General features: G+C 33.1%; 20 protein-coding genes. 12 read left to right on the forward strand and 8 right to left on the reverse strand.

The genetic code is table 11. The annotated features are described in order from the left end of the window. Window positions 1–14 precede the first annotated feature (14 nt). On the reverse strand, window positions 15–1,724 hold the full coding sequence (locus AC23MC_RS02915) for a DUF6029 family protein (RefSeq protein WP_487566931.1): 1,710 nt from the start codon (window positions 1,722–1,724) through the stop codon (window positions 15–17). 3 nt (window positions 1,725–1,727) lie between these two features. Next, the gene (locus tag AC23MC_RS02920; RefSeq protein ID WP_487566932.1) at window positions 1,728–2,207 is read right to left on the reverse strand and encodes a TlpA family protein disulfide reductase; all 480 of its coding nucleotides are present in this window, start codon (window positions 2,205–2,207) and stop codon (window positions 1,728–1,730) included. Between the two features lie 234 nt (window positions 2,208–2,441). On the opposite strand from AC23MC_RS02920, the gene AC23MC_RS02925 reads away from it, so the two are divergent. The 3 genes from AC23MC_RS02925 (at window position 2,442) to AC23MC_RS02935 (ending at window position 6,017) form a co-directional block, all read left to right on the forward strand. After that, the gene (locus AC23MC_RS02925; RefSeq protein WP_487566933.1) at window positions 2,442–4,157 is read left to right on the forward strand and encodes an Omp28-related outer membrane protein; all 1,716 of its coding nucleotides are present in this window, start codon (window positions 2,442–2,444) and stop codon (window positions 4,155–4,157) included. 95 nt (window positions 4,158–4,252) lie between these two features. Then, window positions 4,253–4,960 carry a T9SS type A sorting domain-containing protein gene (locus AC23MC_RS02930; RefSeq protein ID WP_487566934.1) on the forward strand — a complete coding sequence of 236 codons (708 nt, stop codon included), beginning with the start codon at window positions 4,253–4,255 and terminating at the stop codon, window positions 4,958–4,960. Window positions 4,961–4,964: 4 nt separating this feature from the next. After that, entirely contained in the window at window positions 4,965–6,017 is a 1,053-nt protein-coding gene (locus AC23MC_RS02935; RefSeq protein WP_487566935.1) for an Omp28-related outer membrane protein, read from the forward strand. Between the two features lie 50 nt (window positions 6,018–6,067). Here AC23MC_RS02935 and AC23MC_RS02940 read toward each other — a convergent pair whose 3' ends face one another. The 6 genes from AC23MC_RS02940 to AC23MC_RS02965 form a co-directional block, all read right to left on the reverse strand. Beyond that, window positions 6,068–6,823, reverse strand: a complete 756-nt coding sequence (locus AC23MC_RS02940) for a LytR/AlgR family response regulator transcription factor (protein ID WP_487566936.1) — start codon at window positions 6,821–6,823, stop codon at window positions 6,068–6,070. 122 nt (window positions 6,824–6,945) lie between these two features. Further along, window positions 6,946–7,254, reverse strand: coding sequence for a 2TM domain-containing protein (locus AC23MC_RS02945; RefSeq protein ID WP_487566937.1), 309 nt, complete (start codon window positions 7,252–7,254; stop codon window positions 6,946–6,948). 298 nt (window positions 7,255–7,552) lie between these two features. Continuing rightward, window positions 7,553–7,864, reverse strand: a complete 312-nt coding sequence (locus tag AC23MC_RS02950) for a 2TM domain-containing protein (RefSeq protein WP_487566938.1) — start codon at window positions 7,862–7,864, stop codon at window positions 7,553–7,555. Then, entirely contained in the window at window positions 7,855–9,192 is a 1,338-nt protein-coding gene (locus AC23MC_RS02955; RefSeq protein WP_487566939.1) for a 2TM domain-containing protein, read from the reverse strand. Before AC23MC_RS02955 ends, AC23MC_RS02950 begins: the two co-directional genes overlap by 10 nt. Window positions 9,193–9,198: 6 nt before the next feature. Further along, entirely contained in the window at window positions 9,199–9,822 is a 624-nt protein-coding gene (locus AC23MC_RS02960) for a tetratricopeptide repeat protein (protein ID WP_487566940.1), read from the reverse strand. A gap of 231 nt (window positions 9,823–10,053) precedes the next feature. Next, window positions 10,054–12,207, reverse strand: coding sequence for a TonB-dependent receptor (locus AC23MC_RS02965; protein WP_487566941.1), 2,154 nt, complete (start codon window positions 12,205–12,207; stop codon window positions 10,054–10,056). A 290-nt stretch (window positions 12,208–12,497) separates the two neighbouring features. Between AC23MC_RS02965 and nudK the strand changes: the two genes are divergently transcribed. The 9 genes from nudK to AC23MC_RS03010 all read left to right on the forward strand — a co-directional run bounded on the left by nudK (window position 12,498) and on the right by AC23MC_RS03010 (window position 24,970). Further along, window positions 12,498–13,076, forward strand: coding sequence for a GDP-mannose pyrophosphatase NudK (nudK, locus tag AC23MC_RS02970; protein ID WP_487566942.1), 579 nt, complete (start codon window positions 12,498–12,500; stop codon window positions 13,074–13,076). A gap of 86 nt (window positions 13,077–13,162) precedes the next feature. Then, complete coding sequence (locus tag AC23MC_RS02975; protein ID WP_487566943.1) at window positions 13,163–13,702, forward strand: IS1096 element passenger TnpR family protein; 540 nt, start codon at window positions 13,163–13,165, stop codon at window positions 13,700–13,702. 117 nt (window positions 13,703–13,819) lie between these two features. Further along, a complete protein-coding gene (locus AC23MC_RS02980; protein WP_487566944.1) occupies window positions 13,820–14,179 on the forward strand; it encodes a four helix bundle protein in 360 nt (119 codons plus the stop codon). A gap of 43 nt (window positions 14,180–14,222) precedes the next feature. Next, on the forward strand, window positions 14,223–15,281 hold the full coding sequence (locus AC23MC_RS02985) for a nucleoid-associated protein (protein ID WP_487566945.1): 1,059 nt from the start codon (window positions 14,223–14,225) through the stop codon (window positions 15,279–15,281). A 166-nt stretch (window positions 15,282–15,447) separates the two neighbouring features. Then, entirely contained in the window at window positions 15,448–15,687 is a 240-nt protein-coding gene (locus AC23MC_RS02990; protein WP_487566946.1) for a DUF1660 family phage protein, read from the forward strand. Window positions 15,688–15,771: 84 nt separating this feature from the next. After that, the gene (locus AC23MC_RS02995; RefSeq protein ID WP_487566947.1) at window positions 15,772–16,668 is read left to right on the forward strand and encodes an ABC transporter ATP-binding protein; all 897 of its coding nucleotides are present in this window, start codon (window positions 15,772–15,774) and stop codon (window positions 16,666–16,668) included. A 36-nt stretch (window positions 16,669–16,704) separates the two neighbouring features. Further along, complete coding sequence (locus tag AC23MC_RS03000; RefSeq protein WP_487566948.1) at window positions 16,705–17,544, forward strand: ABC transporter permease; 840 nt, start codon at window positions 16,705–16,707, stop codon at window positions 17,542–17,544. Between the two features lie 16 nt (window positions 17,545–17,560). Next, window positions 17,561–19,852: a choice-of-anchor L domain-containing protein gene (locus AC23MC_RS03005; protein ID WP_487566949.1), complete on the forward strand. Its 2,292-nt coding sequence runs from the start codon at window positions 17,561–17,563 to the stop codon at window positions 19,850–19,852. 33 nt (window positions 19,853–19,885) lie between these two features. Continuing rightward, the gene (locus AC23MC_RS03010; protein WP_487566950.1) at window positions 19,886–24,970 is read left to right on the forward strand and encodes a T9SS type B sorting domain-containing protein; all 5,085 of its coding nucleotides are present in this window, start codon (window positions 19,886–19,888) and stop codon (window positions 24,968–24,970) included. The last annotated feature ends 2 nt before the right edge of the window (window positions 24,971–24,972 follow it).

The raw sequence follows: 24,972 nt of genomic DNA on the forward strand, positions 1-24,972 counted from the left end.
CTATTTACTATTTCTTAAAAAGCTGTATTAATAGAAAGTGAAAAACCTGTACTTTCCGGAACAAAACGACAAACTCCTCCCACACACACTAAACCACCACGTTGACGACCGTAATTCATCGCTATTCTAGTTGAATTGATACGATACGCTCCACCAAAATTGTAATAATGTTTTTGTTTGGAAGAATCATCATTACCGTAATTGATAATATCCCAAACATAGAAAGAATATTTGTCATTCAAGTTAAGTTCAACAGTTCCACCAGCCCAATTCTTGAAATCGGCATCGGCCCACATGTGTTCTGCTTCAAAACGGATGGATTTATTAGATTCAAAGTTATAAACAGCTTCTGCAGTAACGATATTTGTTCGAACATCAGAACTACCGTCTTCAACCCAAGGTTTGTTGTAATATTGGTTGATGTAATAAAATCCGGTTCGCCAATTTTCAGACAATTGTTTTTTAACTTCTAAATTATAATCGGAAAAATATTTTGTTCCAACTCCAAAAAAGTTGGTTTCATATTCAGCCGGAGTTAATCGGTATTGACCGGGTAAATTATACCATGAAGCCATATTTAAAGCAACTTTGGTTCCATACTTTCCGCCAAATTTCGTGTCCTTAGCAAATTCATAAAACACATCAATTTGTCCTCCGGTTTCACCTACTTTTAAAATACGAGGATCTTTAAAATCAAAACCAGCTTGAGCTTGATAAACATATATATTAGCCAAATTAGAATGATGCTGCTTGGTGAGTGCCGGAGTAAAATTGACTACTTTATCATTAAAATTCAAACTAGTATTATCACCTGAAACAGTTGGAACTCTTTCGGATAAAAAAGTCATGTTTTCGGTTCTACGCAAAGTAGCATCGATTCCTAAACCTTGCTTAGAATAACCTAAATTTAAACTCACTGCGTTACCATCTTTAACTAAATCTTCATTCAGTGTGTTACTGATTCGATTTAAAACGGCATCTTTGGATTTGTAATTGTATTCAAAATTAGAATAAAAAGAATTGTATGAATAATTCATTCTTCCAGAAATTCCATGTGTAATTTCATCAAATTTAGGATTTTCAATGGATGGATCAATCGCTTCATCTCTTCCCACGTAGCTTAATCCAAAAGACAAATCAGATTTATCAAATTTTAATAATTGTGCTAATTGAAAATCGGAATCAAAACCGAAAATCTTACCATCAGAAACATCAAAGCCGGTTCGTTGTTGACCATACAAACCTGTAAGTCTAACATTATCAGAAGGACGATAAATAATTCTACCTCCACGCAACGCCGTATTTATGCCTAATGCTCTGTCTTCCCAAGCACGAAGTAGCATTCCGCTACCAAATTGTTCGTAAAAATATCCGGCTGTTATATCAAATTTATTGGTTTTATAATTGATAAAATAAGTAGCAACATTGGTTCCTTCAAATTCCGGATTGTAGTTTAGTAAAGCATTTTTTTCATATGCTTCTACTTGCACTCCGGCTGTCCATCCTTTAATTTGGTAATTTAAAAACAGATAATTATTTGAACGAATTGGATCTTCCGGTTGAATGATTCCTCGACCTTTGTCATTCAAATACCATTGCGAATTGGATTCAAATCCACCAAAAATTCTGCCGTAATCTTTTTCAACTTCTGTTGAATCAATTTGAGCGAAAGCCAAAGCAGAACAACTTAAAAAAGTTGTTACGAATATTTTTTTTAAATACATTTTTTAAAGTTGTTTCAATTTATTAAACAACTCTTTTTCTGCACCTTGACTGTAACCATTGTGTACATATACAATTTTTTGATTCTTTACAACCACTGTATAAGGAACGTTGGCAATTGACAAAGCTCTTTTTAAATCTTGATTAGTATCTAACAGAACTGTGTAAGGCCAATTTTTTCCATTTAAAAGTGGTTTTACTCGTTTTTGAGTTCTGGTATCATCAATAGAAACAGCAACAACTTCCATATTTACTTCTTTTGTCCATTCGGAATAATTTTCCTTAATAGCATCTAATTCATTGAGACACGGAGCACACCAAGTCGCCCAAAAGGTGAAGACATATAATTTATCTTTTTCATTAAAGTCATTTTTTACATTAAATGATTCATTGTCATTTGATTTTAAAACAACATTTGGCATTTGTTTTTGTGCATGAAGGCTTAAACTTGCAACAAAAAGAAGGATAATAAAAAAATTTTTCATTGTTTTTTGTGGTTTGTGAAAAGTAGTTAGTTTAAAAATTGTTTGTTTTATGAATTTAGGACAATATTAAAAAAATACTTTCAAATTAAGTTTAATACTTAAAAAAATGTTTAAAAAAAATTAATGAAATGTAAATTCTTTTGAAAAAAAGTATATTTTTGGGAATTATTAAACTTTAGCTAAACTATTAATTAACAAACCACTAAACAACTTTAATTAACAAACCACTAAACTATGAAAAAAACACTACTTACAGCAATTTTGCTGACTTTTGGTTTTGCAAACAGTCAAACTTTCGTTAGTACTACACCAGAAAACAAAAAAGTTATTTTAGAAGAATTTACAGGTGTCAATTGCGTTTATTGTCCACAAGGGCATACTATTGCAAATAATATCAAAAATGCAAATCCAGACAATGTTTTTTTGATTAATATTCACCAAGGATCATTTTCAACCCCCGGAGCTGGGCAACCAGATTTCAGAACAAGTTTTGGTAACGGAATTGCAAATCAAGCAGGAATTGCTGGTTATCCTGCAGGAACCGTTAACCGAACAGTTTTTACAGGTCTTTCACAAAATCAAGCAACTGGAACTGCTATGAATAGAGGAAGTTGGGCAACTGCTTCTAATCAAATATTAGGACAGAGTTCTTATGTTAATGTTGGTGTTCAAGGAGTTATCAATGCACAAACTCGAGAATTAACAGTGACTGTTGAAGTTTACTACACTGGCAATAGCCCTGTAGCCACAAATAAACTTAATATAGCTCTTTTACAAAACAACACTTTTGGTCCTCAAACAGGAGGAAATATGGGTAATAATTATAATCACCAACATCGTTTAGTGCACATGCTAACTGGACAATGGGGTACTGATATCACAACTACTACATCAGGATCTTTTACTACGCAAACATTTAATTATACTATACCAGCGAGCTACAACAATATACCTGCTGAAATTGGTGAAATGGAATTAGTTGCTTTTGTAACAGAAACACAACAAAAAATCATTAGCGGGAATGGTGCAAAACCAACTTTTACTGGTTTAGCTGAAAATGATGTTAAACTAAAAAGTATTGAAGGGATTAGCACGCAATGTGTTTCATCACTTAGTCCAAAAGTAACGATTCAAAACATGAGTCAAACTGCTATCACAAGTTTACCAATTGAATATAGTATAAATTCTGGTGAAGTTTCGGTTTATAACTGGTCTGGAAATCTTGCTCCATTAACTAGCACAATAGTTCAACTTCCAAATTATAACTATACTTTAAATCCTTCCAACACACTGAGCATTTCTATTCCAAGTGATGATAATAATAATGATAATGCTGGTATTACAAATTTCAACAAAGCTATTGAGACCGATCAAACTAACATTACTATCAAAATTACAACAGACGCATATGGTTCTGAAACAACTTGGAATTTAAAAAATGCTGCAGGAGTAAATGTAGCACAAGGTGGGCCCTATGGTGATGCTCCAGCTGCTGGTGCTTTTCCACAAGCAGATGTTAATGTAACTTTGCCAAATGATTGTTATACTTTTACAATTAATGATGCTTTTGGTGATGGTATGAATAGTGCTACCTATGGCTTAGGAGGATATCAAATTTTGGCCAACGGTGTTTTAATTTCAGGAATGAGCGGTGGTGTATTTGGAGGTTCAGACATGAGAAGATTTGGTGTTAATACAAATTTAAGTGTTGAAGATTTCAATGCTTCTTTAATCAAATTTTATCCAAATCCTACAAATGGACTACTAACTATTTCTTTACCTGAATCAGCGACAATCACTTTAACCGATTTGAGCGGGAAACAAGTTTTAATTAATAAATTTGAATCAGGTGAATCAACTTTAAATTTAGGTTCACTTTCTAAAGGATTATACTTAATTAATTTTGCCGGAGATAGATTCTCTAAAACGGACAAAATTATTGTAAAATAAATTAAATAAAGGGTGTTAATTTTAATGATTTAACACCCTTTTATTTCCCTAAATCTATTTTTTAATTAGATTTGTAAACTACTAAAACTTCAAAAATGAAAAAAATTACATTATCTATTTTATTTTCAATGGTATTTCTGAATGCATTTTCTCAATTTGTATTTAGAAAATCAGACGGAACACCGATTACAGACGGAACTGTTTTAACTTATGGACCAGGAAGCAATTATCTTAATTTTAGAGTTCAAAACACAAGTAATCAAGACCTTGACATCAAAATAAAATGTACTAATCTTGTAAACACAACCGGTACACAATTTGAATTATGTTATGGAGGATCTTGTTATGAAAGCGTGGCTTTAAATGGAGTGTATCCTGAATATGAAAACCCTTTAACACCGGGTCAAAGTAATCCTGCACAAGGAGATCATTTTGTAAATTTTAATGCGGGTAATGGAGAAGTAATGGAACTACATTTTTCTATATATCCAATTGGTTTTGAAAACGATGCAATTAATTTTACTTATCGTTTTGATCCTCTTTTAGGAGTTAATTCTTTTGAAAATTTGTCATCACTAGGAATAAATATTGAAAACACTACCATAAAAAGTGATTTAAAATTCAATTCTACTCAAAGCGGAAATCTTTCTATTTTTAATTTGAATGGTCAATTAATAAAAGAATATAAATTTTCAGAAGGTGCTCAAAATTTAAGTTTATCAGAATTGAGTTCAGCAATTTATGTTGCAAATTTTTCAACAACAGAAGGAAAAACATCCTCAGTTAAAATAATAAAAAACTAATTAAATGAATAAATTTGGTTTAATAGGTGTTTTTGTTGCTTTTATCTGCTGTTTTTCTTGCAGTAGTGATTATACTATTTTAGATTCAGTAGAATCAATCAGTTTAACGGCTGACAGTTCTGTTAAAATTATTGGTGAAACCATAACTTTTTCTATTACTACCAATGCCGGAAATAACATTACAGAGGAAGCGACGATATTTGTAAACGATAATCAAATTGAAGGAAATACTTATACAGGTTCAGAAACAGGCGATTTAACTATTTGGGCAGAATACCTTGGAGTAGAATCTGCACCGATAACAATTCGTTTTCACGATGGCTCCGAAACCAATTTTGTTAAACGTGTTTTGATTGAAGATTATACCGGAACGTGGTGTGGTAACTGCCCGAGAGTAAATCATGCTGTTGAATTAGCTCGTGCTCAAACAGATAAAATTGTGACAGTTGGAATACATCGCTCAAGCTCTAATCCTGCTGATGCGAATTATGATCCTTATAACTTTGATACTTCAGAATTAGAAGCAATTCTTAATATGTCTGGTTATCCAAAAGCATTATTAAACAGAATGACTCGTTGGCAACCATTAGAACAGAATAACATTACACAAGTTATCAACTTAACGCAAGGTGAAAATCCTAAATTAGGTTTAGCCATGGATGTTTCTATTGTGGGAAGTACTTTAAATTTAGAAACGAAAGTAAAATTTAGCAAAGACTTTTCTAATTTACGATTAGTAGTTTATGTTTTAGAAAACGGATTGATTTATGACCAAGTGAATTATACAAATTTTTATACTGGTCCTGGAACAATTTCAAACTTTCTTCACGATCATGTATTAAAAGCATGTTTAACGCCATTATTGGGTGAGACGATTGCAAATAGTAACACAACAGTTGGACAGACTTATACGAAATCTTTTTCTGTTCCTGTTCCTAGCACTATTTCGAACTTAAACAATGTTGAGTTTGTTGCTTTCATTGTAGATGAAAACAATAAAACTATCAATGTGAGAAAAGCTGGTGCTGGAGATAACCAAGATTTTGAAGAATTATAATTAAAACCAATTCTATACTTGAAAAGGCTGTCATTTTTGGCAGTCTTTTTTTATTCTAACCAAATTTTAAAATCATTCACTCGTTCACGACTCACTATTACCTCATCGGCTTTGTAAGTTGGTAGAATAACTTTTAAACGCGAATTACTATAAACCACAATATCTTTAATTGTTTTTAATGGAATGATGAATTTTCGGCTGACTCTGAAAAAATTTTTCGGATTTAATTCGGTTTCCAATTGTTCTAATGTATTATCTAAAAGATAATCTCGGTTGTCTACTGTATGAAGATAAGTTCCTTTGTTTTCGCTGTAAAAACATTCCACCTCATCAATAGAAATCATTTTTAGATGTTCGCCAATTTTGATGGTAAAACGTTGTTTATATGTTTTTTCTGTGGGATTAACTAACATTCGTTTAATGGCTTCAAAATCTAAAGAAGATATACTACTTTTTTGAAATTGATTTTTGAATTTCGCAATTGCAATTGATAAATCATCTTCATCAATTGGTTTTAATAAATAGTCAATACTGTTTAATTTGAAAGCTCGCAACGCATATTCGTCAAAAGCGGTGGTGAAAATTACAGCACTTTTGATTTCGATTTTTTCAAAAATTTCAAAGGATAATCCGTCTGATAATTGAATATCTAAAAATATCAAATCCGGATGTTGATTCAAATTAAACCACTGCAACGCTTCTTCTACAGAATGAAGCATTGTTTCTACTTGCATTCCTAATTTCTCAACTTTTCTTTGAAGCAATCGGGCGGCGGGCTTTTCGTCTTCGATGATGATGATTCTCATTTATTAATGGTAATGGGTTATTGGTGATAGGTTTTAAAAAAATTAGGTTAAAGGTTTTGCCCGCGTTGGCGGGAGATTACTATTTCGACTTCGTCATCTTGCGGAATGACAAAACCTGAAAACTATTCCCATTTTTTATTTTTCTCTTTTTCCATGAATTCTTTGATTTTGCGTTCTTCCCAGTTTTGACCCATGATCCAATTAGGCATGAAAACTGAAAGTCCGTGGGCAACTAACCCAATTCCCCAAAAGAAAGCAGTCATGAAGTTTTTAAACTGAAAATAACTTTCGCCTTCGTTCAGGTTTTGAATGTTAATTATGACAATCATTATATTCACAATGATATATACAATTGCGTGTGTGTAGAAGCCTTTTATTTTTTTTACTCGTTTTAAAGCTTCTTGATAGTTGATTTCTTCTTGTGTGTTCATGATATTTTTGTTTTCTGTTGTCTGTTGTCTGTTTTCTGTTGTCTGTTGTGTGTTATCTGTTGTCTGTTATCTGTTTTTCTGTTGTCTGTTGTCTGTTGTCTGTTTGTGAAATTGCTTCTAATAACTGAAAACTGCTACTTTTAACTGAATTCCTGCCCCAGATAGTAGCGGAAAGCTTTTTGCTTAAAAAATTTAGTTTTGTTGCTATAAAAAAGCGACCTAAGAAGCTCTTTTTATAGCTTACAAAAACTTATTTTTTGGGCAAAAACTTGTAGCGAATAGCTGGATTAGGCCCAAATTATTCCCATTTGGTATTTTTTTCTTTTTCAATGATTTCTTTAATTTTATTTTGTTCCCATTCTTTTCCGAAAAATGGAATGAAGTTAAAAACTGCTACAGCGTGAAAAAAGAGTCCGATTCCCCACCCTAACATTGGCCAATAAAACCAAATGCGTTCTGGTGAAAAGCGAAAATTGAGAAAAGCCAAAAACAAAATCACTAAAATAAAACTCGCTAAATGACCATAGAAACCTTTGATTTCTTTGACACGTTTTTTGGCTTTTTGATACTTTTCTACATCAAATTGATTTGATTCCATGACTATTTCCATTTTTTTGAGTTGTTATCTTCTTTGTTCATTAATTCGTGAATTTTGCGTTCTTCCCATGATTTTCCGTAGCCAAATGTTTCGAGTGTGTGAAAGATTAAGCCCATTCCCCACCCTAACATTGGGAACCAAAACCACTGAAAGTCTATTGTTCTCAAATTAATTAAAATCAAAACCGGAATTACGATGCAATACGAAATTAAATTTCCATAAAATCCTTTTAATTGTTCTACTTTGTCTTTTGCTCGTTGGTAGGCTAAATTTTCGTTGTATATATTTTGTGTTTCCATAATTGTAATTTGTTTAGTTAAAATAGGTAATAAAACTTTGAATGTGTTTTCTTTTTCTTCTACTAACACATTTCTTTTGGTTAAAATGGCGTAACGACTCACTATATTTTGTAATCCGACCCCTTTTCTATCGGACAAAATTTCTTTTTTTTGTAAATTGTTTTCAACTACTAAAAAGTTGTTTTCAATATAAATTTTGATATGCAACGGTTTACTCTCACTCACCACATTGTGTTTGATGCAATTTTCTAAAAGCAATTGTAACGACAATGGCACCACTTTGGCTTCTTCGTTATCAAAATTCTCTGGCAACTCATAGGTGATGCTGTTTTCAAATCGCATTTTCAACAAGTTCATATACGTTTTTGCAAAGGCTAATTCTTCCTGAATCGAAACCAATTCTTTGTCCTTTTGTTCCAAAACATATCTGTAAATTTTGGATAAAGAAGTGGTGAACTTTTGTGCGTTCTCCGGATTTTCTTCAATTAATGAACTCAACACATTTAAACTATTAAACAAAAAATGCGGATCGATTTGATTTTTTAAACTTTCAAATTGTGCAGAGGCATTTCCGGCAATTACTTTTTGTTCTTTTACTTTGTTTTCCTGATAATCTTTGTAAAAATAAAAGGCATGAATGGCAAGTGTAACAATGAGTGTGATGACCATTGCAACGATATAATTACCGGGATTTTCATTGGCTAGAAAATCGTTAAAAGACTTATTTTCAATAATAACATCTTCTAAAATCCGCAATAAAAAAATAACCAAAAGTGTAATTAAAAATGAAGCAAATGCACCAACGAAAAGTCGCACTTTTGTAAATCGATTGTTTTTAAAAACATCATCTAATTTACTAAAAACAAAACTGTTAGCAAAGTATAAAAAATAACCATAAAGCATTGTGTAGCCAAAATTTACAAGTAAATTGTTGTCGAAAATTACTTTTTCGCCCATTAAAAAACGAATTAAGACAAGCACTAAAAAAACGCTCACACTAATCCAGGTTGCTCTGGGAAATTCTTTGATATACTTTTGCATTTGTTATTATTGTTTACAGTCTTTTGCAGCTTCTTGTGCTCTTTCTAATCCCCATTTTGGATGAAAAACCGTTTGAGGTTTAAAAGTAGCAAAAAGTTCGATAGATTTTTCAATTTGAGCACAGATTGGTTTAGTATCTGTTCCGAAAAATTTGGCAGAACCCATTTCAAATTCGGCTTTACTAAACACAACTCTTGGATTATTTGGCTCAATTTGTTCTGCTTTTGCATAGATTTCCATTACTTTTCCGGATAATTTCATTCCGTTGGTCATTGGATCAAAAGCTATCCAAGCTGTGTGAATCATGGCTTGCATCACTAACAATTCTGCATTGTTTGGATATTTGTTCAACTCCACATCCAACGCAGATTGAGCTTTGCTTAATAACACATTCACTTGATCTTTGTCTTTCGTTGCAAAAGCGGTAGTTGTGTTTACTAAAGCTAAATAGTAATTTGGTAGCCAGTTGTCTTTTTCGGCCGAAGCAATTCGTTCAAACATAGCTGAAGCTTCTGTGTTTTTTCCTTCTCCCCAAAGTGAGAAAGCTTTTCCCATTCCTTGTTCAAATTGACCTTGTGAGAATAATTGCGATGTTACAAGTAATACGATGGTAATGATAATTTTTGTCATAATATAAAAGTTTAAATTGTTTAAGATGATTTAAAATTGTTTAATGTTGTTAGTTTGATGAGTCAAATTTCCGTCATAAAATCAGGTTTTAAAAAAGAGTTTGACTGAGTTGTTGATTTTTTGGGATGAATTGATTTTTTGAGTTACTGAGATTCTGAGTGGATAAGTTGCTGAGAAAATTGACTGTAAAAAACTCAGGTACTCAGCATCTCAGTAACTCAGCATCTCAGCCTACAAATTCTCCAATTGATTCGTTTTCTTATTATCGCTAATCGTCCAAAAGAAACCTACAAAGAAAAATCGATCTGCAGGTTGACCGATAGCTCTACGTTGAAACTGGCCATTCATATCCGGTGAATTGGCGTATTGATATCCAAAAACATTATCAGTTCCAATAATATTAGAAACCGAGAAATACAAAATCTTTTGCTGCGAAATCAAATAAGCCCAATTGAAACTCAAGTTTTGAAAAGCTTTTGTTTTTCCATTCATAAATTCCATTTCATTTGGATTATTGTAAGGTCGACCGGAATTAACAGTGTACGAAAACCCAATTTGCGATTTCCAATCTTCAAACCAATGTTTGGTAACAATGGATAATGTGTGATTAGCAATAAAACTTGGCGTAACTTGGTTTGGAAAATTCAAATAATCACGTTCTGAATCGATGTACGAATACGAAACCCAATAATCGGTGTTTTTGAAGGTTTTATTATCTCTCCAAAAAATATCAATTCCTTTGGCAAAACCGGAACCTTCGTTGTTGAAAGCCGAATTAAATTGAGCTGTTTCTGTATCAAATTTCACTAAATCGTCATATTTTTTATAATAAGCCTCCGCTCTAAATAAACGACCATCTTTGTTATGTTGAAAATTTAAAATAAAATGACTTGCTTTTTCCGATTGAAAATCATCCGAATATTTGATATAATCTGCTCTTGGAGTTTGAACAAAATCGCCATAAGCAAATGAAAATTGTCCGTTTTTTGAAACTTTATAAGCAAAAGAAGCTCTAGGCGAAAGTCGGAATTCATCCAACAAGCTGTTTTGCGAAGCCCTTGCTCCTACTTTCATCGCTAATTTTTTACTAAAGAAAATATCTGATTCAGCATAAGCTGCAGCAATAGAATTTTGATAACCTACATTAAAAGTTTCTCCTTCAAATTCAGTAAATTTTTCATCAAAATCAGTCACAAAATAATCCCCTCCGGCTGTAATTTTAATTCGTTCGGTGATTTTCTTACCAACTTTCATTTTTAAATGAATGGCATTTTCATCATTTTCAACTTGATCAGAATTGATTCCGATTTTATTCACACCTAAACCATAACTCAATCCTGTGTGAAGATTCCAATTGCTGCCAAACGTTCCTTTGTATGAAGCATTTCCATAAAAATTATCATTTCTTAAATCAAATCGAACTTTCTCTGGCTGGTTAATATCTTCCTGATTAATATCAAATTGCGACACATCAAAAGCTCCGTAAACTTTCAATAATCCATTCTTAAATTGATAACGATAAACCATTTCTCCGGCTAACGATTGATAAGGTTTATTCCAATCAACTGCTTGCGGAATCAATTTTTGATAGGGTTCTAAATTGATGTAAGCCGCATTAAAAGTCAACGAATTTTTATTCCATTTTTGCGTATTTCCGATTCCTAATCCAACGGTCATCAACGAAATATCGGTTTGTTCTTGTGTTGGTTCGTCGATCGTATTTAATGTCAACACACTCGAAAGTGCTTCACCAAATTCGGCACTGTAACCTCCTGTTGAAAACGAAATTCCGTTAAATAAAAAGGGTGAAAAACGTCCGCGGGTTGGTAAATTCTGTGCCGTTGCACCGTATGGTTGAGCTACTCGAAGTCCGTCAACAAACGTTTGGGTTTCATCGGCTTCACCACCTCGAACGAATAAACGTCCGCTTTCTCCGACAGTTTGAGTTCCTGGCAAGGTATTTAAAGCTCCGATGATATCTCCGGCTGCACCGGCTGTAGTGACAATGTCTAAAGGTTTTAGCACAGAAACTCGGGCTTTATCACCTGCTTCAAAAGTTCCGGCAGTAACTATAACAGCATCCAACGTATTGACACTTTCTCTGAGTTTTATGGTTTGATTTTTGAAATTGTTTACATCAATTTCCTTTTTAAATGTTTCAAACGAAAGAAAACTAACCACAATTATTTTAGTTCCCGTTTCTGAAATTGAAAATGTAAAATTTCCATTTTCATCGGATGAAGCTCCGTCATACGTTCCTTCTAAATAAATGTTTGCACCGGGAATGGCGATTCCTTTTTCATCAGTAATTTTTCCCGAAATTTCAGATTGTGCATTGCTTTGCATTGCTATGATAAAAAGTAAAAAAGTAATAATAGATTTCATTTTGTTTGATTTTGATGAGACAAAATTGCTTCAAACTACAGAATTTTAAAATTGAATGTTGCTGAGTTGTAAAAAATGATGGATGAATTGTGTTTTATGACATTATTTTTTTTAACAATTAAGAAGTTAAGAAAATTAAGCCTTTTTCATTAAGGTTTATTGTATAAATGTTACAAACTTAATGAACCTTAACTACTTAATGGTTTAAATTTTTAGTTATATCAAATCGAATAAAAACTTCATTTCTTCGTTTAAGTTTATGATATTTGTAAAACCAGAAAATAAGCTCAATGAACCCAAAAATCCAAATCACCAAAACCGAATTACTTTCCGATAATTGGTATCTTCTTAACAAAGTTACCTACGAATTTACTCCCGAAAACGGTGAACCCGAAATCCAACGCAGAGAAGTGTATGATCGCGGAAACGGTGCGGCAATTTTGTTATACAATAAAGCTAAACAAACCGTTATTTTAACCCGTCAATTTCGTTTACCCACTTTTTTAAACGGAAATGAAAGCGGTATGATGATTGAAGTTTGTGCCGGATTGTTAGATAAAAAAAATCCCGAAGACTGCATCAAACGCGAAACCGAAGAAGAAACCGGTTACCGTATTCAAGACGTAAAAAAAGTATTTGAAGCCTACATGTCGCCCGGAGCTGTCACAGAAATTTTATACTTTTTTACTGCCGAATACCAACCGGAAATGAAAGTGAGTGAAGGCGGCGGATTAGCAACTGAACACGAATACATTGAAGTTTTAGAACTAGATTTTAACCAAACTTTGAAAATGGTCTATAATGGAGAAATTAAAGATGCTAAGACAATAATGTTGTTGTTGCACGCTAAAAATCATCAACTTTTATAATCCAAAATCTTATCAACAAAAAACAAATCTTCCCACATAAATCGTAAATAATCGTTACTTTTGCCTTCCGTAAAAATGCAACGAAGATGATTTACAAATTACGAGTAATACTCGACAACGAAGAAGATGTTTTTAGAGATTTAGCCATTGAAAACAGCGATACTTTAGAAGATTTACACAATGCGATTGTGAATGCTTTTGGCTTTGACGGAAGTGAAATGGCTTCTTTTTACACCTGTGATGACAACTGGAATCAAGAAGATGAAATTCCGCTTTTTGATACTGGCGATGTTCCCGGCGAAATGCGAATCATGAGCGATTTGTCGCTGGAGGATATGCTGTATGAAAAGCAAACCAAAATCATTTATGTATATGATTTTCTAAATATGTGGACGTTTTTAGTTGAATTAGCCGCCATTGAAGAAAAACAAATTGGAGCAACATACCCCGATCTATTGTTTTCACACGGATTAATGCCGCTTGGAGCCAACGACCCCACTTTTGAGGCAGATGAAGACTCTTTATTCTCCGAATTTGAAGACGAGTTAGACGAAGACGATTTGGATATGTTTGAAGGCGGAGATGATTCGTTTGAGGATTTTGGTTTTGAAGAAAACTGGAATTAAGTAGCTGAGTAGCTGAGTAGCTGAGTAGCTGAGTAGCTGAGTAGCTGAGTAGCTGAGTAGCTGAGTAGCTGAGTAGCTGAAAATAAAATATATAAACCATTTAAAACAATTATAAGCATGAAAAATTTCAGATCTTTACTCATTTGGCAAAAATCAATGTCATTGGTTACAGAAACTTATTTATCCACAAAAGAATTCCCAAAAGAAGAAATTTTTGGATTAACATCACAAATTCGAAGAAGTTCAATTTCGATTCCTAGTAACATTGCAGAAGGATTTGGAAGAGATGGAAATAAAGAATTTTTACGATTTTTAAAAATTTCATTAAGTTCACTTTTTGAATATCAAACCCAAATTGAGATTGCAAAAAACATAAATTATTTAAACGAAAATCAATTTAACAAATTATACGAGTTCAGTAGAGAACTAGAAGCTATGCTTGTTTCATTCATCAAAAAAATTGAAGAATCAAAGTAAAACTTAGCAACTCAGTATCTCAGCAACTCAGCAACTAAAAAATATGATCAACCTTTTCAACGCCCACATCGAATCTCTTTCCATCCACAGAGTTGGAAACAAAAGCCGTAACGAAGCTATTTTTTTATCGGAACAACCGTATCAAACCAATGACGAAATTACGCCTTTATTGAAAGAGTTTTTCCTGAAATCGTTTCGTGAGAAAGAAGAAAACTATTATCAATTTGCTCACGAAGTAGATTTGGAATACAATGATATGTTCAAATTGGCTTCAGAAGTTTTTGAAAATCCATCCAATGTTCACGATGTTTCAAAGAAAATTACGAAACATTTGTTTGAACAATCCAATCATCCGCACATTAAAAACGGAGAAGTTTACGTGGTTCATTTTACAAATTTGACCATTGATAACAATCAAGTTGATGCGATTGGTGTATTTAAAAGTGAATTGCAATCAGACTTTTTACAGTTTGAAGAAAAAGGAACGAATTTAGAAATGTTGCTTCAACACGGCATCAATTTGAATAAATTAGATAAAGGTTGTTTGATTTTCAATTATAAAAAAGACGAAGGTTATAAAATTTTGACCGTAGACAGTAATCGATATGATGCTCGTTATTGGTTGGAACATTTTTTAAGCGTTGATGCTTTTCAAGATGAAAATTTTATCACCAAAAAGTACTTGAAATTTTGTCAGGATTTTGCAAAAGATGTAGTATTTCCTGCTGAAGACAAAAAACAAGAAGTAATGTTTATGAATCGTTCGGTAAATTATTTTGCTAAGAACGATGAATTTGAAGAAACTAATTTCTTGAATGAAGTTATGGATAATCCTGACTTGATTCCTGAATTCAAAAGTTATAAAGTGGACAAAGGCGAAAAATACAGCATCGAAGATGTAACCAATTTCCCGATTGCCAATGCTGCCGTTTCCGATGCAAGAAAGAAAATTAAAAACGTGATTAATTTGGACACTAACATTCAAATTAAACTTGATTTCATCAACCCAGAAAGTGCCGAAAAATTTGTTGAAAAAGGTTGGGACGAAGAAAAACAAATGTATTATTACTTGGTTTATTTTAATAAAGAACAAAAATCATAATTAACATATCCTCAATCAGTTAAAACGGTTGAGGATTTTTTTATTCCTTCAATTTTGTAAGTTTTTTATGTCTTAAAATTAAAATTTCAATCAGTTTATCGACTTTTTTTGGCACTTCATCTATGTTTTTGTAGTTTTCGCTAACCACAAATTAAATACCACATTTATGAAAACCTACACAACCAACAATTCCGTTTCTGCCACTTCCGTAATTTGCTCCGTTTTGGGGCACAAGTATCGTTCTTCGCGTAAAATCACAAATCATTTTAGCGAATACCAATGTCGCTGTTGCGGAAAACAAATGACCGAAGACACAAGAGGTCGTTTGATTTCATTAACACCCGAACTTCGTGATATTAATGAAACGCTGAATATGATTTTCACCAGAAGGCAAATTCAGTTGTAAAAATTCAAAATAAGGTTTTTCAAGAAACATCCGTAACAAATTGCTATCTTAGTCGTCCTATCAATAACGATTAAACAATTTATCTTGGAAACTATTCTCACTATCGAAAATCTGAACAAACGATTCGGCCCCGTTCATGCGGTTAAAAACGTCTCGCTTGAAATAAAAAAAGGAAATGTTTACGGAATTCTCGGTCCAAACGGCAGCGGAAAATCGACTACGTTAGGAATTGTATTGAATGTTGTGAACAAAACTTCCGGAGAATACCGATGGTTTGGCGGTGCGATGGAAACGCACGAAGCTCTCAAAAAAGTGGGAGCCATCATCGAACGCCCCAACTTTTACCCTTATATGACTGCCCAAGAAAATTTGGAATTAGTTTGTAAAATCAAAGGAACTCCGAATACCAAAGTCATTGAAAAATTGGAAGTCGTTGGACTTTTAGATCGAAAAGACAGCAAATTCAGAACTTTTTCATTAGGTATGAAACAGCGTTTGGCAATTGCTTCTGCACTATTAAACGACCCAGAAATTTTAATTTTAGATGAACCAACAAACGGATTAGATCCGCAAGGCATTCGTCAAATTCGTGATATTATCAAAACCATTGCTTCACAAGGAACTACTATTTTGTTAGCTTCACACCTTTTGGATGAAGTAGAAAAAGTGTGTAGTCACGTCTTAGTTCTTCGAAAAGGCGAAATTTTATATTCAGGAAAAGTGGACGGAATGATTTCAAACGAAGGGTTTTTTGAACTTCAATCAGATAATTTAAATGAATTAAAGTCAGCTTTGCAAAATCATCCTTCCATAGAAAAAATGGAAATGGAAGAAGGTAAATTAGTTGTTTATTTAAAATCAGCTTTGGAAGCAAAAGATATGAATAAATATTTAGTTGATAAAGGAATTTACCTCAATCATTTAGTCAAAAGAAAACACAGTTTAGAAGAACAATTTTTACAATTGACTAATAATAACTAAACCTTTTACCCATTACCAATAACCCATCACCTTTTTATGATACGTCTTCTTCAAATAGAATTTCAAAAAATATGGAAAAACAAAGCGAGTAGAATACTAACGATTTCTTATTTTGTTATTCTTTCTTTCATTGCGTTAATTGCTTCCATAAAATTTAACATAGGGAATTTTGAATTGCGAATTGCCGAACAAGGTATTTTCAACTTCCCATATATCTGGCATTTCAACACGTATATTGCGGCTATTTTAAAATTTTTCCTTGCCATTGTTATCGTTTCGATGATGGCAAACGAATATACGTACGGAACATTAAAACAGAATTTAATTGATGGTTTAAGTAAGAAAGAATTCATTCAATCTAAATTTTTAACCGTTTTAGCATTTTCAGTTGGTTCAACAATTTTCGTTTTCATCATGAGTTTGCTATTAGGTTTAAGTTTTTCATCGTATAATGAAATCGGTATTATTTTTTCAGATTTAGAATATATTCTCGCCTACTTCTTGAAACTGACTGCCTTTTTCTCTTTTTGTTTATTCTTAGGAATATTGGTAAAAAGATCCGCTTTTGCAATTGGTTTTTTGTTTGTATGGAATATTATTGAAGGAATAATCATTGGCGTTATGAAATGGAGAATCTTTAAAAATTCTGATACGGCTGATACTATCGCTCAATTTTTACCTTTGGAATCCATGTCAAATTTGATAAAAGAACCTTTCACTCGTTTAAGTGTTATTAAAAACATAGAAGAAACCATTGGTGGTGTTCCAAACGTAAAAGATTACGGCGTTCATTGGTATTCCATGCTCATTGTAATTTGCTGGATTGTTATATTTGTGTTAATGTCGTATAAAATTCTTCAGAAAAGAGATTTGTAGTATCTTTGCAAACGCTATGAAGTTTGCTAAAAACATTCTATTTCTATTCTTTTCGATTGCTTTTTCACAAAGCATCACAGCACAATACATTCAGGTTGATGACAACCGAACCGTTGAAGATTTAGTAGAAAATATTCTAATCAATTCTTCTTGTGCTAATGTGTCGAATATTTCGGTTTCCGGCTGGGCTTTTACGAGCGGAAATAGCTATGGTTATTTCAATGGTGCCGGTAGTTCTTTTCCATTTGCAGATGGTGTTATCATTTCCACAGGAAGAGCTGCTTCTGCGGTTGGTCCCAATTCAAATTTGCTGAGTGAAGGACCAAGTTCTTGGCAAGGTGACCAAGATTTGGAACAAGCAATTAATGAAGGAAATACGATTAATGCAACCGTTATCGAATTTGATTTTCTTCCGTTTGCTAACAAAGTAAGTTTTGAATATATCTTTTCATCAGAACAATATTTATCCAATCCAAATCCAAATCAATGTAATTTTTCGGATGGTTTCGCTTTTTTATTGAAAGAAGCCAGCTCATCAAATTATACCAATCTTGCTGTTGTTCCCGGCACCAATATCCCCGTAAAAATACCAACTGTTCGAGGTTCAGGAACCATTTGTACGCCAGCCAACGAAGAATATTTTGATGCTTTTAACGGAAACGAACATCCTACAAATTACAATGGTCAAACCAAAGTTTTAAAAGCCGAAAGCACTGTTACGCCCGGTGTTTTGTATCACATTAAATTAGTCATTGCTGACCAAGGAAATAATTTATATGATTCAGCTATTTTTTTAGGTGGTGGAAGTTTTTCTGTTGAAACCGATTTGGGTGTAGACCGATTAATTTCTACCGGAAATCCGCTTTGTCCTGATGATACTTTACTTTTAGATGCAACAAATGCAACTGCAATTGGTTATAAATGGTTTAGAAATACGATTGAATTAGTGGGCGAAACCAATCCAACGTTGTTGATAGATGAATTTGGACTTTATGAAGTAGAAGTTATTTTTAATCCAACTTGTTCTTCTTTTGGCGAAATTGAAATAGAATTTAGTACGAATCCAATTCCAAACAACACAACTATTACACAATGTGATTCGGATGGAGATGGTTTGGCCTTGTTCAATTTAAACGATGCAAATGCGGCTGTGATTGGGGCAAATACAAATGTTGGTTCACCTTTTTATTATCTCACACAATCAGATGCTGAAAATAATGTAAGTTCAATTGCAAACTTTTCATCTTTTCAAAACACAAGTGTTAATCAGGTAATTTATGCCCGATTACAAAATAATTTTGGGTGTTTTGGAGTTTCGGAAGTAACGCTTTCAACCTCAACAAGTACTGTAACGATTGCTTCGTTTGCTATTTGCGATGGTGATGCAGTTCAAGACGGAATAACTTCCATCGATCTGAATACTGAAATTTCTCCAACAGTTTTATCAAATTTTGCACCAGGTTTGTTAGTATATTATTATCAATCGGAAGGTGATGCTCAAGTTCGAACCAATCAAATAGCTTCACCTTTCACGAATTCAACAGCTTTTGAAGAAATTATTTTTGCACGAATTACGGACGGAGTGAGTTGTTTTGGTATTATTCCCATCACAATAAATATCAAAACATTTGAACCGGCTAATTTTGAAAACGAAGAACTTTTTCTATGCGAAAATGAATCGATAACAATTGGTGTGAATACTATTTTTGAAAGTTATGTATGGAATAATGGTGAAACAACTCCGGAAATTACAGTTTCTCAACCCGGAACTTATACAGTTGTAGTTAGTAATATTGATGGTTGTTTAGCTCAAAAAACTTTTTTGGTTACAGCTTCCGGCCCGGCAACAATTACTTCTATTTCAATAAATGACTTTCAAGGAAATAATAATACCATTCAAATCAATTATACCGGTATAGGGAATTATGTTTTTTCAATTGATGGAAGTTATTTTCAAGAAAGTCCAGTTTTTTACAATGTTGGTGCAGGCGAATATACCATCACAATTAATGATTTGAATGGTTGTGATTCCACTTTTGAATCCATCTTTGTGCTTGATTATCCTAAATTTTTCACTCCAAATGGTGATGGAATTAATGATTTTTGGAAGATTGAAAATCTCAATCAATCGTATGCCAAAATATACATATTCAACCGTTACGGAAAATTACTAAAACAAATTGGCTCCAACGGAACTGGTTGGGATGGAACATTTTCTGGTTCACAACTTCCTTCTTCTGATTATTGGTTTACATTATTTTTAGAAGACGGAAGAATCATCAAAGGACACTTCGCACTGAAAAGATAATTCGTTATCTTTGTTATCCTTTGAAAAAGAAAAATGAAAAAAATTGCTATATTTTTTCTATTATTTACGTTGAATTGTTTTGCACAATTCAGTAAAACGCATTACATACCACCCATTACCGGAGCAAGTATTCAACCTATTCAAAATCAATTTATTTATATTTCTTCGCCAAGTTTAACACCGGTTAATTTTACGATCAATTCTATTGGTGGAAATACGGTAAACGGAACTGTTTCCAGAGATCAACCCTATGTGTATAATATTGGATTTGGAGATAACACCTCTTTATTTGTTTCTACAGGAAATCTAAATACTGTTTTTAATAATAAGGGATACATTATTGAAGCAGAAGATCAAATTTATGTAGCCATTCGATTCACAGCATCCAACGAAAACAATCAAGCTAGTGGAATTGTCTCAAAAGGATTAGCCGGACTTGGAACAGACTTTAGAATTGGAGCCTTCATTAATACTGGTTTATCAAACTTTGGTTACACAAATAATCATCTTACATTTATTTCAGTTTTGGCAACTGAAAATAATACAACTGTGTCTTTTGACGACATTAAACCCGGTGTTCAATTAATTGGTAATGCTGGTGTTGGAAATGCTCCAGCAGATGTAATTCTAAATCGTGGAGAAAGCTATGTGATTGCTGTAACCGGTCCAACTTTTGCAAATCGAGATGGATTAATTGGATCTTTGGTTAGTTCAGATAAACCAATTGTGGTTAACTGTGGTTCCTTTGCAGGAACTAATGGAAATGTTGACAATAATTTAGATTTAGGAATTGACCAAATTGTTTCAGCAGAGAGAACAGGGACAGAATATATTTTTGTAAGAGGATTTGGTGATGATTTAACCGAAAGAGCTTTGATTGTTGCCCATGAAAATGCTACAGAAATTTCAATAAATGGAAGCATATTTCAAACAATAAATGCTGGCGAATATTTAGCAATTGATGGTAGTTTTTATAGCCCTGACGGCAATATGTATGTGCAAACATCTAAAAATGTATTTGCATATCAATGTGTTGGTGGAGCCATTCAGGCAAATCAAGAAATGTATTTTGTACCGCCATTAAGTTGTCAAACACCAAAAATTATTGATAATATTCCGTTAGTTAATTTAATTGGAAATATATCCTACACCACAAACAGCGGAATTAATATTGTGACAGAAACCGGTGCAGAATTGAATTTTATTGTAAACGGAATAGATTATACGTTGTCTTCGCTTCCGGTAGGAATTAATGTGCAAGGACCTTTTTCAATTACAGGAAATTCTGATTATGAAACCTATCAAATTGTAGGACTAACCGGAAACATTTCTGTTTTTTCTGATAAGCAATTATATTTATCTTATTTTGGTTCTAATAATGCTGCAACCTATGGCGGCTATTACTCTGGTTTTACTTTTCAACCTGAAATATCATTCAATCGATTAGATGTAAACTCATCTAATTGTATTCCAAATGTTAGTTTATCGGTAAATACGCTTTCTCCTTTTGATACGTATCAATGGTATTTTAATGGCTCACCAATTGATGAAGTTGATCCTGATAACAGTCCAACTCAACCCAATTATAAACCCGATCAACCCGGATTATATTATCTCTCTGCCACAATTGTAGGTTGCACCACTACTTTAACGCTGGTATCGGATGAAATTCCTGTCAGTGCTTGTCCGATCGATACCGACAACGATGGCGTTAACGATAATATTGATCAAGATTTAGACAATGACGGAATTGCCAATTGTACTGAATCGTTTGGCAACCAAGATATTAATCTAACAAATACGGCTTTAGGTTCAATTGCCGTTGGAAATTACAACAACACTTTTACCGGAACAATTACAACTGGAGGCCTAAATGCTGCAGTTGCACAACCTTTAGTTGGAAATAATGATGGAAATTTTGTCACTCAACCCGCAGATGGAAAAGATAATACAGTTTCGTATCGATTAGATTTTGCTCAACCAATTAGCTTATCAATGGAATATGTTTTAGTAGCAAACACTATTGATTTACTTTCTTCTACCGGAGAATTTATTATAGAAACTTCTGTAAATAAGACAATTACCTTACTCAATCCAAACGGGCAATTGTTAGTTGATACTAATTATGACGGAATTTTTGAAAACGATGTTACGGAATATTCTTCATTTCAAATTCGTTTCCGATTAAAGGATGCTGTTCCGCTGGCAGCAGGTTCGGGGACTTTTAAATTCATGGTTAATTTAGCTGATTATATTTCCATAACACACAAAAATATTTCTGATAATTCATCAAAAGCAACTTTCAAATTTATCGCCACTTGTGTTCCAAAAGATACTGATGGCGATGGAATTCCAGATACATTAGATTTAGACAGCGATAACGATGGTATTCCTGATAACATTGAAGCCCAAGGTCAAAATTTTATTCCTTTTACCTCAGATGATTTGAATAATGATGGTATAAGTGATGCCTACGGACTTGGATTAACTCCAACTGATACAGATGGAGATGGCATTCCTAATTATTTAGATTTAGACAGTGATAATGATGGAATTTATGATTTAAACGAATCGGGTTCAAATGCTCCTGATGCTGATTTTAATGGTGTTATTGATGGTACTAATTTTGGCACAAATGGTTTATTTTCTTCGTTAGAAACTAATCCAAATAGTGGTGTTTTAAATTATACTATTGCCGATACAAACGCAAACGGAATTGCAAATTATATTTCCTTAGATAGTGATGGTGATTTGTGTAAAGATGTTATAGAAGCCGGATTTTCAGACTTAAACGGAGATGGTTTAGTAGGAAATACAACTGTTTCTGTTGATGCAAACGGAATTGTTTTAGGCTCAGGAGGATATACCACACCAAATCAAAATTACATCATTGCTGCTCCAATTGAAATTTCTACGCAACCAACAAACCAAACAACTTGTAACTATCAAAATGCAAGCTTTACATTAAACGCAACAATTTCAGACAGTTATCAATGGCAGTTGAGTACAGACAACGGAACAACTTGGAATAACATTACAAACAACACAACTTATAACGGAACTACTTCTGCTGTTTTGCAAATAAATGGTGCTGTTAATTCGATGAACAATTATCGCTATCGTGTAATTTTGAACAGAATTGGCAATAGTTGCGAATTAATTTCTGCAGATGCTATTTTATCAATTAATCCTTCACCTATCTTAACGTCGCCAATTTCAATTGTGCAATGTGACGACGATTTTTCTATTGATGGAATTTCTGATGTAAACTTACTTCAAAAAAACGATGTAATTTCATCCAACTTTGCTAATGAAACGTTTACCTATTTTACAACACAAATTGCTGCACAAAATAATGATTCTTCACTTCAAATTACAAATCCATTGGCTTTCAACACAGGAAATTCAACGGTTTGGGTTCGTGTTGTAAATGCATTGGGATGTTATGAAGTTGGAGAAATAAATGTATTCGTTTCTGCAACACAAATCCCGAATACTTTTTTACGAACTTTTGCCAAATGTGATGATTTTGTTGATACAATTAATGATGATCGAGATGGAATTTCTACTTTTGACTTTAGTAGTGTTACCAGTGATTTGATTGCGATTTTACCTTCTTCCACACCATTTACAATAAAATACTACAAAACGGAAGCCGATGCTTTGGCAGAAACTGACATAAATGGTAACTCATTAGAAATTACTAACATCAATAATTATAGGAATAGTGACTTTCCTGGATTTCAACAAATTTGGGTTCGGGTCGATAGCACTTTGGATAATGCTTGCTATGGATTAGGTCCATTTATCGAATTAACCGTTGAACCTCTACCAACATTAAATCAAATTCCGAATATCATTAAATGTGACGATGATCAAGATGGAGAATTTCCTTTTGACACATCTACTATTGTTACTGATTTATTAGGAACTCAAAATCCAACTGATTTTATCATAACTTATTTTGATGAAAACAATGTTCCGTTACCAAGTCCGTTACCAAATCCTTTCTTAACGGCTTCGCAAACTATTAGAATTTTTGTAACCAATGCAACCACACAAGATCCGGACGGTCCATGTTCTGAAGAAACAACTTTAACTTTTGTAGTCGATAAACTTCCGTTTATAGCAAACACAATTCCAGACCAAATTAGTTGTGATGTTGATGGTGTAGAAGATGGTTCGTATGGTTTTAGTACTACAACTTTTGAAAGCTCTTTGCTAGGAAGCCAAACCGGAATGGTTATCACTTATTTTGATGAAGATGGAATTCAGATTAATCCGCTTCCGTCAACGTTTGAAACTAAAACACAAACGATTACGGCTGTTATTACGAATACATTGAATGCAAATTGCACTGCTTCAACAAACATCAATTTCATTGTTCATCCTTTACCACAATTAGAAGATGGTTTTACAGAAATAATTTGTTTTGGAGTTGATTCGATTACGTTTGATGCCGGTCTAAAAGAAGGAAATATTTCAGACTTTACCTATCAATGGTATCGCAATGATGTAATTATTGTTAATGAAACAAACTATGAATTAACCGTTGATGAAGATGGTTTTTATAAAGTTATAGTAACAAATTCATTAGGATGTATACAAGAAAGAACTGTTGAAATCGTTTACTCGCAACCTGCTACTTTTAGCGATATAATTGTTGTAGATTTAGTAGAAAACAACACAGTAACAATTATTGTAACTGGTACTGGTGATTATGTTTACAGCCTAGATTCTGCTAACGGATTATATCAAACTTCGAATATTTTTGAAAATGTGATTGCCGGAATTTATACTGTTTACGTAAAAGACACGAATGGCTGCGGAATTGTAGAACAAGAAATTGCTGTTTTGGGAGTTCCAAAATTTTTCACTCCAAACGGTGATGGGTATAATGACACTTGGAAAATTAGAGGTGCAAACGAAAAATATAACTTTAATTCGATTATTTATATTTTTAACCGTTTCGGTAAATTAATCAAACAAATAGGAACCACCGGAGAAGGTTGGGACGGAACTTTTAATGGTACTCCACTTCCTGCAGATGATTATTGGTATTCCATTCAATTTGAAGATGGAAGATCAGCCAAAGGACACTTTTCTTTAAAAAGATAATA

The organism is Flavobacterium sp. T50_26, from assembly GCF_057652995.1.

What these genes read in the sequence shown, in the direction of transcription:
- AC23MC_RS02950 (WP_487566938.1), bottom strand. Translation starts at nt 7,864, where the DNA reads ATGGAAATAGTCATGGAATCAAATCAATTTGATGTAGAAAAGTATCAA.
- AC23MC_RS03005 (WP_487566949.1), top strand. Translation starts at nt 17,561, where the DNA reads ATGAAGTTTGCTAAAAACATTCTATTTCTATTCTTTTCGATTGCTTTT.
- AC23MC_RS02980 (WP_487566944.1), top strand. Translation starts at nt 13,820, where the DNA reads ATGAAAAATTTCAGATCTTTACTCATTTGGCAAAAATCAATGTCATTG.
- AC23MC_RS02990 (WP_487566946.1), top strand. Translation starts at nt 15,448, where the DNA reads ATGAAAACCTACACAACCAACAATTCCGTTTCTGCCACTTCCGTAATT.
- nudK (WP_487566942.1), top strand. Translation starts at nt 12,498, where the DNA reads ATGAACCCAAAAATCCAAATCACCAAAACCGAATTACTTTCCGATAAT.
- AC23MC_RS02965 (WP_487566941.1), bottom strand. Translation starts at nt 12,207, where the DNA reads ATGAAATCTATTATTACTTTTTTACTTTTTATCATAGCAATGCAAAGC.
- AC23MC_RS02930 (WP_487566934.1), top strand. Translation starts at nt 4,253, where the DNA reads ATGAAAAAAATTACATTATCTATTTTATTTTCAATGGTATTTCTGAAT.
- AC23MC_RS02915 (WP_487566931.1), bottom strand. Translation starts at nt 1,724, where the DNA reads ATGTATTTAAAAAAAATATTCGTAACAACTTTTTTAAGTTGTTCTGCT.
- AC23MC_RS03000 (WP_487566948.1), top strand. Translation starts at nt 16,705, where the DNA reads ATGATACGTCTTCTTCAAATAGAATTTCAAAAAATATGGAAAAACAAA.
- AC23MC_RS02940 (WP_487566936.1), bottom strand. Translation starts at nt 6,823, where the DNA reads ATGAGAATCATCATCATCGAAGACGAAAAGCCCGCCGCCCGATTGCTT.
- AC23MC_RS02925 (WP_487566933.1), top strand. Translation starts at nt 2,442, where the DNA reads ATGAAAAAAACACTACTTACAGCAATTTTGCTGACTTTTGGTTTTGCA.
- AC23MC_RS02975 (WP_487566943.1), top strand. Translation starts at nt 13,163, where the DNA reads ATGATTTACAAATTACGAGTAATACTCGACAACGAAGAAGATGTTTTT.
- AC23MC_RS03010 (WP_487566950.1), top strand. Translation starts at nt 19,886, where the DNA reads ATGAAAAAAATTGCTATATTTTTTCTATTATTTACGTTGAATTGTTTT.
- AC23MC_RS02945 (WP_487566937.1), bottom strand. Translation starts at nt 7,254, where the DNA reads ATGAACACACAAGAAGAAATCAACTATCAAGAAGCTTTAAAACGAGTA.
- AC23MC_RS02935 (WP_487566935.1), top strand. Translation starts at nt 4,965, where the DNA reads ATGAATAAATTTGGTTTAATAGGTGTTTTTGTTGCTTTTATCTGCTGT.
- AC23MC_RS02960 (WP_487566940.1), bottom strand. Translation starts at nt 9,822, where the DNA reads ATGACAAAAATTATCATTACCATCGTATTACTTGTAACATCGCAATTA.
- AC23MC_RS02920 (WP_487566932.1), bottom strand. Translation starts at nt 2,207, where the DNA reads ATGAAAAATTTTTTTATTATCCTTCTTTTTGTTGCAAGTTTAAGCCTT.
- AC23MC_RS02985 (WP_487566945.1), top strand. Translation starts at nt 14,223, where the DNA reads ATGATCAACCTTTTCAACGCCCACATCGAATCTCTTTCCATCCACAGA.
- AC23MC_RS02955 (WP_487566939.1), bottom strand. Translation starts at nt 9,192, where the DNA reads ATGCAAAAGTATATCAAAGAATTTCCCAGAGCAACCTGGATTAGTGTG.